Raw genomic sequence first — 13,508 nt, forward strand, 5'->3', positions numbered from 1 at the left:
CATGCACGCCATGATCAGCCTGTTGCTGTTGTCCCTCCTGGGCGCCGTCATGCCGGCGCTGGCGCAGAATGCCCCGGCGTCCGATCACCCGATCCTGGGTATCTGGCGCCTCGAGGTGCCAGATACCAACTGCTCGGAGACCTACCGCTTCCGCGCCGACGGCACCACGCTGGTCACCAGCGCCGCCGAGATTTCGGAGAGTGTCTACACGATCCCCAACGAGCCCGACGCCGAGGGTTTCTACCGCCTGACCGACCGCATCACCAAGGACAACGGCAAGCCCGATTGCTCCGGCAACGTCATGAAGCCGGGCGCCAATGTCACCCATTTCGTGCGCTTCCATCCGTCCGGCAAGCTGTTCCTGCTGTGCGCCGAAGCCTCGATCGAGGCCTGCATCGGTCCCTTCACGCGGGTGCGCGGCGAAGAAATCTGAACGCGAGCCGGGGCGCCGGCCCTTGGGCCGGCGTGGCGTTAGGTGTATATTGCTGAGCGAAACATCAACCTCGGCACCTCATGTCCCCGCTACTCCTCTTCTGCATCCTCATCGCGTATTTCGCACTGCTGCTCGGCGTCGCCTGGGCCACCTCGAAAGGCGCCAACAACGACAGCTTCTTCATCGGTAACAAGAGCAGCAACTGGATGCTGGTCGCCTTCGGCATGGTAGGCACCACCCTGTCCGGCGTGACGTTTGTCAGCGTGCCGGGCGCGGTCGGCGTCGACGGCTTCGGCTATGCCCAGATCGTGATCGGCTACGTGATCGGCTATATCGCCGTGACCTATGTGCTGCTGCCGCTGTACTACCGCCTGCAGCTGACCTCGATCTACCACTATCTCGACGTGCGCCTGGGTCGCCGCGCCTACCAGAGCGGCGCGGGCTTTTTCATTATTTCGCGCCTGCTCGGCGCCACCGCGCGCCTTTACCTGGTGGTGAACATCCTGCAAGCCATCATCCTCGACAGCCTGGGCGTGCCGTTCTGGCTCAGCACCCTGGTCGTGCTGGGCATGATCCTGCTCTACACCTACCAGGGCGGCGTCAAGACCATCGTCTGGACCGACACCCTGCAGACCAGCTGCATGCTGTTCGGCCTGTTCGCCTGCGTCTGGATCCTGCTGGGCGAGTTGAACATGTCGATCCCGGAAAGCCTGAACCAGATGCAGGCGCAGGGCCTGGCCACCATTTTCACGATTGATGTCGACAGCCCCAATTTCTGGCTCAAGCAGATCGTCGCCGGCGCGCTGATCACGATCACCATGACCGGCATGGACCAGGAAATGATGCAGAAGACCATCTCGGTCAAGACCCTGAAGGATTCGCAAAAGAATATGCTGACCCTGACCGCGGTGCTGGTCGTGGTGCTGCTGTCCTTCGTGTTCCTGGGCGGGCTGCTGTACCTGTATGCGCCGACGGTGGGCGTGACGGCCACGGGCGACAAGATCTTTCCGGCGGTGGTGATGGGCCACCTGCCGGCGGCCTTGCAGATCATCTTCCTGATCGCCCTGATCTCGGCCCTGTTCCCCAGCGCCGACGGGGCGATCACGGCGCTGACCTCGTCGACCTGCATCGACCTGCTGGGCATCAAGCGCCGCACCGACCTGACCCAGGCCCAGGCCGAAAGCCTGCGCCGCCGCGTGCACCTGGGCTTCGCCTTCCTGTTCCTGCTGCTGGTACTGGGCTTCAAGGCGGCCGACAATCCGAGCATGATCGGCGTGATCCTCAAGCTGGCGGCGTACACCTACGGCCCCTTGCTCGGCCTGTTCGCCTTCGGCATGCTGACCGCGCGCACGCCGAACGACAGGCTTGTCCCGCTGGTGACGATCGGCGCCCCCGTCCTGTGCGCGATCCTTGAGTACAATCAGGCTTACCTGCTCGGCGCTTACCGCCTCGGGCTGGAATTGCTGTTGATTAACGGCATACTGGTGTTTGCCGGTTTGTATGCGATCTCGCGCCGAGCCCCTGGCGTTGCCGGGGCCGGGCAGCTCGCCTGACCGCTACGTTTCATTGACCTTGACTGGAGTTTCGATGGCCTTCAAGCCCCTCTATGCCTTGCGGCGCGGCTTCGTGTTCCTCTGGACCGCGCTCGACGTGACCCGCCGCACCTTCTTCAACCTGCTGTTCCTGCTGATCCTCGTCCTGATCATCGCGATGTTCTTCGGCGGCGGCGTCAAGCCGTTGTCCGAGAAAACGGCCTTGGTGGTCGAGGTCAAGGGCGACCTGGTCGAGCAGTACGAGACCACCTTGCGCGACACGGTGCTCGACAACGTGGGCGGCGATAGCAAGCGCACCGTACGCCTGCGCGACGTGATCCAGGTGCTGGACAATGCCGCGCGCGATCCCGACATCACGAGCGTCGTGCTGCTGCTGGACGAGATGAACGGCGGCGGCATGGCCATGCTGCGCGAGTTCGGCGCCGCGGTGGACCGCGTCAAGAAGGCCGGCAAGACGGTCGTGGCCTGGAGCGGCCAATACGACCAGAAACGCTACCTGGTCGCCTCGCATGCCAACGAGGTCTATGTGCATCCGATGGGCATGGTGCTCATCGAAGGCTTCGGCGGACGCCGCAACTACTACCGCGACGCGCTCGACAAGGTCGGCGTGACGGTCAACCTGGTCAAGGTCGGCACCTACAAGAGCGCGGCCGAGCCGTATATCGCCAACGGCCCGTCGGACGCCGCGCGCGAGGCCGACGCCTTCCTGTACAACGCGATGTGGTCCGGCTACACCGGCCTGGTGGAAAAGAACCGCAAGCTGCCTGACGGTTCGCTGGCCAGCATGATCGACACGCTGCCCGAGCGCATGGAAGCGGCCGGCGGCAGCGCCGCCAAGGTCGCCCTGGAGGCGAAACTGGTCGACGGCCTCAAGACCCGCGACGAGTTGCGCGCGCTGATGACCAAGCGCGGCGTCTACGAGGAAGACATCAAGTCGTTCCGCCAGATCGGCTTGCATGAATACCTGGCGCGTCATCCGCAGAAAGCCTTTGGCGACGCGGTCGGCGTGATCGTCGCCTCCGGCACCATCACCGACGGCGCGGGCGGCCCCGGCGTGATCGGCGGCCGCAGCACGGCCAACCTGATCCGCCAGGCGCGCGAGGACGATTCGATCAAGGCCCTGGTGCTGCGCGTCGATTCGCCCGGCGGCAGCGCCTATGGTTCCGAGTTGATCCGGCGCGAACTGGAACTGACGCGCGCCGCCGGCAAGCCGGTGGTGGTGTCGATGGGCAGCGTGGCGGCGTCGGGCGGCTACTGGATCTCGATGGCGTCCGACGAAGTCATCGCCGACCCGGCCACCATCACCGGTTCGATCGGCGTGTTCGCGCTACTGCCGACCGCCGACAAGGTGGCCAGCAAGCTGGGTGTGCATACCGAGGGCGTGACCACCACCTGGCTGGCCGATGCCTACAATCCGCTGCGCCCGCTCGACCCGCGCTTCGAGAAACTGGTCCAGCAAAGCATCAACAATGTGTATGCCGACTTCACCAGCAAGGCGGCGGCAGCGCGCAAGACTACCCAGGCGAAGATCGACGAAGTGGGGCAGGGCCGCGTCTGGACCGGCGCCCAGGCCAAGGAGCGCGGCCTGGTCGATCGCCTGGGCAGCTACAACGATGCACTGGCCTCGGCCGCCGGCCGCGCCAAGCTGGCCAAGGATTACCGCGTGGTCTACGTCGAGCGTCCGGTCACGCGCGTGGAGCGCTTCCTGCAGATGGCTGGCGCCTCGGCGGCGCAGGCGATGACGATCCAGGTCAAGCTGGGCCTGGTCGAGCAGGCGATTCCGGCCGGCCCGATCGGCCAGGTGGCGGAAGACATGGCCTTCCTGTCCGAGCTGACGCAAGAGCGCAAGCCGTTCGCGGCGGTGGCCCATTGCTTCTGCGGCAATTGGTGATCGCTCTTGTAAGCAGTTTGTAACTGATTAATACAGAGTATTGACGGGCGCGAGAGGAATTTCGCGCCCGTTTTTCGTTTACGTCGCCTAAATAGGGGTGAACTGTGTAAATCGGCGTTAAGGCGGGCGCGCAGGCGTCGAATCTACGGTAGAGCAATGTACGTTACGAAACATTGTGAGTGAAACGACCATGCTAAAGTCATTGTGACCCGTATTGCAAGTAGCAAAACTATATAGAACAAGGACAAGCATGGACCAGCACCTCCCGCCCCATTCAACCACCGACCGTCCCGCCCGCACCCGGCGCGCCCGCCTCATCGGCGGCGTGATCGCCGTGCTGTCGATGGTGGCGCTGGGCGGCCTCGCCTGGTGGCTCACCCATCAGCCGGCGGGCGGCCCAGGTGGGGCGGGTGGGCCGGGGATGGCGGCCGGCGGCCCAGGTGGACCCGGTGGCGCACGCGGTCCGGGTGGACGAGGCCCTGCCACCACGGTCGGCGTTGCGCGCGCCGAGCAGGCCGACATCCCGGTGACCCTGGAGGCGCTCGGCACCGTGGTCGCCGCGGCCACCGTCACCGTGCGTCCGCAAGTGTCGGGTGTGGTCCAGAAAATCCACTTCACCGAGGGCCAGCTGGTCAAGCCGGGCCAGGTGCTGGCGACGATCGACCCGCGCCCCTTCGAGATGGCCCTGCTGCAGGCGCGCGGCCAGCGCCAGCGCGACGAAGCCCAGCTCGAAAGCGCGCGCCTGATCCTGTCGCGCTACCGCACCCTGCTCGAGCAGGATTCGATCGCGCGCCAGGAAGTCGATACCCAGGCCGCGCTTGTCAAGCAGCTCGAAGGCACCGGCATGACGAACAAGGCGGCCGAAGGCACGGCCCAGCTCAACCTGGATTACGCGACGGTGCGCGCGCCGATCGGCGGCCGGGTGGGCCTGCGCACGGTGGACGTCGGCAACCTGGTGGGCAGCGGCGACGCGGCCGGCATCGCCGTCATCACCCAGCTGTCGCCGATCGACGTCGAATTCGCCGTACCGCAAGATCACCTGCCGGCGCTGCAGGGCCGTATCGCGCAAGAGACCAAGCTGCCGGCCACCGCGCTGGACCGCACCCGCACCGAGGCGCTGGCCACCGGCAGCTTCATCGCGCTCGACAACCAGGTCGACACCCAGACCGGCACCGTGCGCGCCAAGGCCCGCTTCGCCAATACCGACAACAAGCTGTTCCCCAGCCAATTCGTCAACCTGCGCCTGACCGTCAATACCTTGAAGGACGCGGTGGTGGTGCCGGTGACGGCGCTGCGCCATGGCGCCAACGGCGACTTCGTCTACGTGCTCGATCCCGAGGCGCGCACCGTGGCGCTGCGCACCGTCAAGCGCGGCCAGGCCACCGTCGACAAGGTGCAGATCGCCAGCGGCCTGAAGGTGGGCGAGCAGGTGATCACCGAAGGCGCCGACCGACTGCGCGATGGCGCCAGCGTGGTGTTGCCGGGCGATCGCCCGGCGGGCGCGCGCGGCCAGGGACAAGGCCAGGGGCAGGGACGTGGACAGGGCGCAGGCCGTCCGGCCCAGGGAGCGCAGCAATGATGGTGGCTTCGGCGGCCTGCGTCCCACGCACGTCGTTCCCGCGTAGGCGGGAACCCAAGTTTGCAAGCGCTATCGCGATGCACGCAGCACTTGGGTTCCCGCCTGCGCGGGAACGACGGGGTGGCTGTGCGGACGACGGAGGCAAGGCATGAGTCCCTCCACCCCCTTTATCAACCGCCCGGTCGCCACCGCCTTGCTGATGCTGGCGATCGTGCTCTCGGGCCTGGTCGGCTACCGCTTCCTGCCGCTGTCGGCGCTGCCGCAGGTCGACTTCCCGACGATCCAGGTGCAGACCCTGTACCCGGGCGCCAGTCCCGAGGTCATGGCGCGCACCGTCACCGCGCCGCTGGAGCGCCAGTTCGGCCAGATGGCCGGCCTGACCCGCATGAGTTCCACCAGCGCCGCCGGGGTCTCGATCGTCACCCTGCAGTTCGCGCTGGGCGAGACGCTCGACGTGGCCGAGCAGGAAGTGCAGGCCGCGATCAATGCCGGCGGCTCGCTGCTGCCGACCGACTTGCCGGCGCCGCCGGTCTACGCCAAGGTCAACCCGGCCGATGCGCCGGTGCTGACCCTGGCCATCACCTCGGATACGATGCCGCTGACCGAGGTGCAGAACCTGGTCAACACGCGCCTGGCGCTCAAGATCAGTCAGGTCTCGGGCGTGGGCCAGGTTTCGCTGTCGGGCGGCCAGCGGCCCGCGGTGCGGATCCAGGCCGATACCGAGGCGCTCGCGTCGTATGGCCTGGGCCTGGACACGCTGCGCACCGCGATCACCTCCGCCAACGCCAACAGCGCCAAGGGCAGCTTCGACGGCCCGACCCGCTCGTATGCGATCAATGCCAACGACCAGCTGGTCACCGTCCCCGATTACCAGGACCTGATCGTCGCCTACCGCAACGGCGCCCCTGTCAAATTGCTCGACGTGGCCAAGGTGGTCGACAGCGCCGAGAACGTGCGCCTTGGCGCCTGGGCCAATATGAAGCCGGCGATCATCCTCAACGTCCAGCGCCAGCCGGGCGCCAACGTGATCGCCACCGTCGATGCGATCAAGGCGCGCCTGCCCGAGCTGCAGGCCGGCCTGCCGACGGCCCTGCGCATGGACGTGCTGAGCGACCGCACCACCGGCATCCGCTCCTCGGTCAAGCACGTGCAGATCGAGCTGCTGCTGGCCGTGGTGCTGGTGGTGCTGGTGATCTTCGCCTTCCTCCACAGCCTGCGCGCGACGATCATCGCCAGTCTCGCCGTGCCGATCTCGCTGATCGGCAGCTTCGGCGTGATGTACCTGCTCGGCTACAGCCTCAATAACCTCTCGCTGATGGCGCTGACGATCGCCACCGGCTTCGTGGTCGACGATGCGATCGTCATGATCGAGAACATCGCGCGCTATATCGAAAAAGGCGAGAAGCCGATGGCGGCTGCCTTGAAGGGTGCTTCCCAGATCGGCTTCACCATCATCTCGCTCACCGTGTCCCTGATCGCGGTGCTGATCCCGCTGCTGTTCATGGGCGACGTGGTCGGCCGCCTGTTCCGCGAATTCGCCGTGACGCTGGCGATCACGATCCTGATCTCGGGCGTGGTATCCCTGACGCTGGTGCCGATGATGTCGGCGCGCTGGCTGCGCAGCCACGAGGAAGAAAAGCCGAGCAAATTCGCCATCAAATTCCAGGCTTTCTTTGACCGCGTGATCGAGCGCTACGACGTGATGCTCGGTTGGGTGCTGAAACGCCAGGGCCTGACCCTGCTGGTGGCGCTGGGCACCCTGGTGCTGACGGCGCTGATGTGGATGATCATCCCGAAAGGCCTGTTCCCGACCCAGGACACCGGCCAGCTGCAGGCCCGGGTGCAGGCGCGCCAGTCGATCTCGTACGCCGACATGGCCAAGCTGCAGCAGGAAGCGGCGCGCCAGATCATGGCCGATCCCGAGGTCGCCTCGGTGGCGTCCTACGTCGGCGTCGACGCGGCCAACAACACCATGCTGCATACCGGGACCATGCTGATCAACCTGAAGGCCGATCGCGGCAACCAGCTTGAGACCATGCAGCGCCTGCGCCAGCGCGTGGCCAATGTGGCGGGCCTGCAGCTGTTCCTGCAGCCGACCCAGGATCTCACCATCGACGCCGAGAGCGGCCCGACCCAGTACCGGTTGTCGCTCGAAGGCTCCGATGAAGAAACGGTCAACGAGTGGGCGCGCCGGCTGACGCAAAAGATCGGCAGCCTGCCCGAACTGCGCACGGCGATCACCGATGCCGGCGCCACCGGCGCGGCCGCCTTCATCGACATCGACCGCGACACCGCATCGCGCCTCTCGATCACGGCGGCCTCGATCGACGACGCGCTGTACAGCGCCTTCGGCCAGCGCATCGTGTCCACCATCTTCACCGAGACCAACCAGTACCGCGTGATCCTGGAGGCGCAGCAGGACGAGGCGATGTCGATCGCCGCGCTCGGCCGCCTGCAGCTGCGCACCGGTTCCGGCCAGCCGACGCCCTTGTCGGCGATCGCCACCATCAGCGAGCGCCAGGCGCCGCTGCAGGTGATCCACGTGGCCCAATACCCGGCGGCGACGGTCGGCTTCGACACCGCGTCCGGCGCTTCGCTCGGCCAGGCGGTGAGCGCGATCCGCGCCGCCGCCGAGGAGATCGGCATGCCGGCCTCGGTCAGCATGACCTTCCTCGGCGCATCCGGCGCCTACGAGGCCTCGCTGTCGAACCAGCTGTGGCTGATCCTGGCCGCCGTGGTCTGCGTCTACATTGTGCTGGGTGTGCTCTACGAGAGCTACATCCACCCGTTGACGATCCTGTCGACCCTGCCGTCGGCCGGCGTCGGCGCGCTGCTGGCGCTGTGGGTCAGCGGGCAAGGTCTGGGCGTGATCGGCATCATCGGCATCATCCTCCTGATCGGCATCGTCAAGAAGAACGCGATCATGATGATCGACTTCGCGATCGAGGCCGAGCGCGAGGAGGGTAAATCTCCGCTGGTGGCAATCAGGCAGGCCGCGCTCTTGCGCTTCCGCCCGATCCTGATGACGACCCTGGCGGCGCTGTTCGCGGCGGTCCCGCTGATGCTGGGTACCGGCGAAGGCGCCGAGCTGCGCCGGCCGCTGGGCCTGGCCATCTTCGGCGGCCTGATCCTGAGCCAGCTGCTGACCCTCTTTACCACCCCGGTGATCTACCTGGCCTTCGACCGCACCGCGCGGCGCTGGACCGGCAAGGCCCCCCATAAGACGGAAGGGGCGGGCGCATGAATCTGTCGCGCCCCTTCGTCGAACGCCCGATCGCCACGGTCCTGCTGACGATCGGCCTGGCGCTGGCCGGCATCGGCGCCTATTTCGTGCTGCCGGTGGCGCCGCTGCCCCAGGTCGACTATCCGACCGTGTCTGTGTCGGCCTCGCTGCCGGGCGCAAGCCCCGAAACCATGGCCTCGAGCGTGGCCACGCCTTTGGAGCGGCGGCTGGGCGTGATCGCCGGCGTCAACGAGATGACCTCGAGCAGCAGCACCGGCTCGACCCGCATCAACCTGCAGTTCGAGCTGAATCGCCAGATCGACGCCGCCGCACGCGAAGTGCAGGCCGCGATCAGCGCCTCGCGCGCCGACCTGCCGGCGACCCTGCGCAGCAACCCGACCTATCGCAAGGCCAATCCTTCGGATGCGCCGGTGATCATCCTGGCGCTGACCTCGAAAACCAAATCCCCGGCCCAGATCTATGATTCGGTGTCGAACCTGGTCCAGCAACGCCTGGCCCAGGTAAAGGGCGTGGGCGAAGTGGAAATCGGCGGCGGCTCGCTGCCGGCGGTGCGGGTCGAGTTGGTGCCGTATGCGATGAACCGCTATGGCGTCTCGAGCGAGGACGTGCGCGCCGCGATCCAGGCCAGCAATCCGAACCGCCCCAAGGGCGAGATCGAGGGCAATGGCAATCGCCTTCAGATCTATTCGCAGCCGGCCGGCGGCGACGGCCGCAGCGCCAGCGACTACAAGGACCTGATCGTCGCCTGGCGCGACGGCGCCGCCGTGCGCCTGTCGGACGTGGCCACCGTGTTCGATGGCCCCGAGAACGTGTACACGCTGGGCCTGTTCAACGGCCAGCCGGCGGTGATTGTGCTGGTCACACGCCAGCCCGAGGCCAATGTGATCGAGACCGTGGACGGCATCCGCGACCTGCTGCCGTCGCTGCAGGCCCAGCTGCCGGGCGACATCAGCCTGGCGGTAGCCTCGGACCGCACCAACTCGATCCGCGCCTCGCTGCACGAGATCGAGTTCACCCTGGTGTTGTCGATCGTGCTGGTGGTGGGGGTGGTCAGCGTGTTCCTGCGGTCCTTGCGCGCCACCGTGGTGCCGGCGGTGGCCACCGTGGTCTCGCTGCTGGGCACTTTCGGCGTGATGTACGCGCTCGGTTTTTCGCTCAACAACCTGTCCTTGATGGCCTTGACGGTGGCCGCCGGCTTCGTCGTCGACGACGCCATCGTGGTGCTGGAAAATACCGCGCGCCATATCGAGAACGGCATGGACCGCATGGAGGCCGCGCTGCTGGGCGCGCGCGAGGTCGGCTTCACCGTGCTGTCGATTTCGCTGTCGCTGGTGGCGGTGTTCATCCCGCTGCTGTTCATGGGCGGGCAGGTGGGACGCCTGTTCCGCGAATTCGCGGTGACGCTCTCGGCGGCGGTGCTGATCTCGCTGGTGATCTCGCTGACCACGACGCCGATGATGTGCGCCTGGCTGCTGCGCAAGGAAGACCCGGACAAGAAGCCGGGGCGCCTCGCGCGCTGGTCCGAGAACGGCTTCGCGCGCGTGCTGCGCGTCTATGAACACGCGCTCGACTGGGCGCTGGACAGCAAGCTGCTGGTGATGATCATCCTGCTGTTCACGGTGGCGCTGAACGTCTACCTGTTCTCCAGCGCCCCGAAGGGCTTCTTCCCGCAGCAGGACTCGGGCCAGATGAATGGCGGCATCCGCGCCGACCAGAGCATCTCGTCGCAGGCCATGCAGCAGAAGATCTACCAGCTGGTGGAGATCATCCGCAAGGATCCCGCGGTCGATACGGTGGTTGCCTTCACCGGCGGCGGGCGCGCCGGCGGCGGCTTCATGTTCGTCAACCTGAAACCGGTGGGCGAGCGCGATGTCGCGGCCCAGGCCGTGATCGCGCGCCTGCGCCCGCAGATGGCGAAGGTCACCGGCATCACGATCTTCCTCAATCCCGTGCAGGACTTGCGCATGGGCGGGCGCTCCAGCAACTCGACCTACCAGTACACGCTCAAGAGCGACAACGCCGAAGACCTCAAGGTATGGGCCACGCGCCTGGCCGAGTCCATGAAGGCGCAGCCGGCCCTGGTCGACGTCGACACCGACCAGGCCGAGAATGGCGTCGAGACCTATGTCACCATCGACAAGGAGTCGGCGGCGCGCATGGGCATCAGCACGCGCGACGTCACCAATGCGCTGTACAACGCCTTCGGCCAGCGCCAGGTGGCGAACATCTACGATGAGCTGAACCAGTACCACGTGGTGATGGGCGTGGCCCAGAAGTACGCGCAGTCGCCCGAAGCGCTGAAGGACGTCTATGTGCCGGCGCGGCCGACCGGCGGAGCGTCCAGCGCGGCGTCCACCGGCACCGGCACGGCCGCCGCCACGGGCGCCGCCGGGGCCTCGACCTCGACCACCGCGAACCTGACCGCGGCGCGCGACCCGTCCGGCGGCCAGGCCCTGGCCAGCGCCGCCGCCACCATGGTGCCGCTGTCGGCGATCGCGCGTTTTGCCGAAAGCGCCACGCCGACCTCGGTCAGCCATCAGGACGGGGAACTGGCGACCACGGTGTCTTACAACCTGAACCAGGGCTTTACCCTGGACGATGGCCAGGCCGCGGTGCGCCAGGCCGAGGCCGACATCGGCATGCCGAGCAATGTGCGTGGCAGCTTCCAGGGCACGGCCGCCGCGGCGCAAGAGTCGAGCAAGGAGCAGCCGCTGCTGATCCTGGCCGCGATCGTCGTGATCTACATCGTGCTGGGCATCTTGTACGAAAGCCTGATCCACCCGGTGACCGTGCTGTCGACGCTGCCGTCGGCCGGCGTCGGCGCGGTGCTGGCGCTGCTGCTGTTCAAGATGGAGTTCTCGATTATCGCCCTGATCGGGGTCTTCCTCCTGATCGGCATCGTCAAGAAGAATGCGATCCTGATCATCGACTTCGCACTGGAGGCCGAGCGTGCACGTGGGCTCACCGCGATGGAGGCGGTGCGCGAGGCCTGCATGCTGCGCTTCCGCCCGATCCTGATGACGACCCTGGCCGCGGCCCTGGGCGCGCTGCCGCTGGCGATCGGCTTCGGCGAAGGCTCGGAGTTGCGCCGCCCGCTTGGCATCGCCATCATCGGCGGCCTGGTCGCGAGCCAGCTCCTGACCCTGCTCACCACGCCGGTGGTCTACGTCCTGCTCGACAAGCTGCGCACGCGCAAACCCGATGAACACAATCTGACCCGCCATCCTCACGACGAGGGCGGCCCGTCCCTGGCCAAACCATGACCACTATGCGACAACAGCTTCCATTCCGTATCTCCCTGCTCGCCCTTGCCCTTGCCCTGGCCCTGGCCGGCTGCGCCGTCGGCCCCGCTTATGAACGACCGGATCCGCTTGCCGCTGGTGCGGCGCTGCCGGGAACCTATAAGGAGGCCGAAGGTTGGGTCCCGGCCGCGCCGGCCGATGCGCTCGAGCGCGGACCCTGGTGGACCCTGTTCGAAGACCCCGAGCTCGATCGCCTGGCCAAGCAGGTGGAGGCTGCGAACCAGAACGTGGCGGTGGCGGTCGCCAACTATGCCCAGGCGCGCGCCCTGGTCGCGCAGCAGCGCGCCTCGCTGTTCCCGGTGGTGACGCTGGGCGCCGGCGCCGACCGCGCCGGCGGGGGAGACGATAGCGTCAACCGTGGCGCGAGCAATGCCTATCGCCTGCAGATCGGCGCCAGCTGGGAGCCGGACGTGTTCGGCCGCCTGAAGAATGCCGTGACCGGCGCCGAGGCCAGCGCCCAGGCCACCGCCGCCGACCTGGCCAGCGCCGTCCTCGCGGCCCAGGGCGAGCTGGCGATCAACTACTTCTCGCTGCGCCAGACCGACGCCCAGCGCGAAATGCTGGCCTCGACCATCGAAGGCTACCAGCGCGTGCTGCAGATCACCTCGAACCGTTTCGAGGCCGGCATCGCGGCGCGCTCCGACGTGCTGCAGGCCCAGACCCAGCTGGCCAATGCGCGCAGCGAAGCGCTCGGCCTGCAGAACCAGCGCGCCCAGCTCGAACACGCGATCGCGGTGCTGGTCGGCCAGACCCCGTCGGCCTTCTCCCTGCCGCCGGCGCCATGGCATGTGTCGGTGCCGGACGTGCCGGTCGGCGTGCCTTCGACCCTGCTGCAGCGCCGTCCCGATATCGCCGCCGCCGAACGCGACGTGGCGGCGGCCAATGCCGACATCGGCATCGCGCGCTCGGCCTATTTCCCTAATTTCGGCCTGTCCGCTTCGTACGGCAACAATACGAGCCGCGTGGGCGACCTGTTCTCGGCGTCCGCCGCGGCCTGGTCATTCGGCCTGTCGGCGGCCCAGACCATCTTCAACGCCGGCGCCACCCGCGCCAGCGTCGAAGGCGCCGAGGCACGCCACCAGGCGACCGTGGCGCGCTACCGCCAGGTGGCCCTGGACGCCTTCGCCACCGTCGAGAACGGCCTGTCCGCCACCCGCGTGCTGGAACAGCAGCAGCAGTTGCGGGCCGAGGCGGCCGAGGCAGCCGGGCTGGTCGAAGAGCAGATCCTGAACCGCTACAAGGCGGGGCAGGTGAGTTATACCGAGGTGGTGCAGGCCCAGGTGACAGCCCTGAATGCGCGCCGCTCGCTGGTGCAGGTGCAGGCCGACCGCCAGACGGCGGCGGTGTCGCTGATCCAGGCGCTGGGAGGTGGCTGGCAGGAACAAAGGCTGGCGGACGCGGTGCAGTAGGAACCTAATCCGGTAGGTGAGGGGAAGTTCATGCCGATGCATGGCGAGCGTGAGCAAGGCGCGAGGAGGCCGCATGGCGCGCCATGCAACGACGAGC

The 13,508-nt window shown here is 67.2% G+C and carries 7 protein-coding genes; all 7 read left to right on the forward strand.

The genetic code is table 11. The annotated features are described in order from the left end of the window. Position 1: 1 nt before the first annotated feature. The 7 genes from FVD38_RS01275 to FVD38_RS01305 all read left to right on the forward strand — a co-directional run bounded on the left by FVD38_RS01275 (position 2) and on the right by FVD38_RS01305 (position 13,411). Positions 2-433: a hypothetical protein gene (locus FVD38_RS01275; protein ID WP_147933165.1), complete on the forward strand. Its 432-nt coding sequence runs from the start codon at positions 2-4 to the stop codon at positions 431-433. A gap of 80 nt (positions 434-513) precedes the next feature. After that, the gene (locus FVD38_RS01280) at positions 514-1,986 is read left to right on the forward strand and encodes a sodium:solute symporter (protein WP_147933166.1); all 1,473 of its coding nucleotides are present in this window, start codon (positions 514-516) and stop codon (positions 1,984-1,986) included. Between the two features lie 34 nt (positions 1,987-2,020). Then, on the forward strand, positions 2,021-3,877 hold the full coding sequence (sppA, locus tag FVD38_RS01285) for a signal peptide peptidase SppA (RefSeq protein ID WP_147933167.1): 1,857 nt from the start codon (positions 2,021-2,023) through the stop codon (positions 3,875-3,877). A gap of 250 nt (positions 3,878-4,127) precedes the next feature. Continuing rightward, the gene (locus FVD38_RS01290; protein ID WP_147933168.1) at positions 4,128-5,456 is read left to right on the forward strand and encodes an efflux RND transporter periplasmic adaptor subunit; all 1,329 of its coding nucleotides are present in this window, start codon (positions 4,128-4,130) and stop codon (positions 5,454-5,456) included. A gap of 148 nt (positions 5,457-5,604) precedes the next feature. Then, complete coding sequence (locus tag FVD38_RS01295) at positions 5,605-8,700, forward strand: efflux RND transporter permease subunit (protein ID WP_147933169.1); 3,096 nt, start codon at positions 5,605-5,607, stop codon at positions 8,698-8,700. Further along, on the forward strand, positions 8,697-11,963 hold the full coding sequence (locus FVD38_RS01300; RefSeq protein ID WP_147933170.1) for an efflux RND transporter permease subunit: 3,267 nt from the start codon (positions 8,697-8,699) through the stop codon (positions 11,961-11,963). Before FVD38_RS01295 ends, FVD38_RS01300 begins: the two co-directional genes overlap by 4 nt. Beyond that, positions 11,960-13,411 (forward strand): efflux transporter outer membrane subunit, encoded by a 1,452-nt coding sequence (locus FVD38_RS01305; protein WP_147933171.1) that lies wholly within the window; start codon positions 11,960-11,962, stop codon positions 13,409-13,411. Before FVD38_RS01300 ends, FVD38_RS01305 begins: the two co-directional genes overlap by 4 nt. Positions 13,412-13,508 lie beyond the last annotated feature (97 nt).

This window comes from Massilia arenae, assembly GCF_008014745.1.
GTDB lineage: Bacteria > Pseudomonadota > Gammaproteobacteria > Burkholderiales > Burkholderiaceae_D > Telluria > Telluria arenae.

What these genes read in the sequence shown, in the direction of transcription:
- FVD38_RS01290 (WP_147933168.1), top strand. Translation starts at nt 4,128, where the DNA reads ATGGACCAGCACCTCCCGCCCCATTCAACCACCGACCGTCCCGCCCGC.
- FVD38_RS01280 (WP_147933166.1), top strand. Translation starts at nt 514, where the DNA reads ATGTCCCCGCTACTCCTCTTCTGCATCCTCATCGCGTATTTCGCACTG.
- FVD38_RS01300 (WP_147933170.1), top strand. Translation starts at nt 8,697, where the DNA reads ATGAATCTGTCGCGCCCCTTCGTCGAACGCCCGATCGCCACGGTCCTG.
- sppA (WP_147933167.1), top strand. Translation starts at nt 2,021, where the DNA reads ATGGCCTTCAAGCCCCTCTATGCCTTGCGGCGCGGCTTCGTGTTCCTC.
- FVD38_RS01275 (WP_147933165.1), top strand. Translation starts at nt 2, where the DNA reads ATGCACGCCATGATCAGCCTGTTGCTGTTGTCCCTCCTGGGCGCCGTC.
- FVD38_RS01295 (WP_147933169.1), top strand. Translation starts at nt 5,605, where the DNA reads ATGAGTCCCTCCACCCCCTTTATCAACCGCCCGGTCGCCACCGCCTTG.
- FVD38_RS01305 (WP_147933171.1), top strand. Translation starts at nt 11,960, where the DNA reads ATGACCACTATGCGACAACAGCTTCCATTCCGTATCTCCCTGCTCGCC.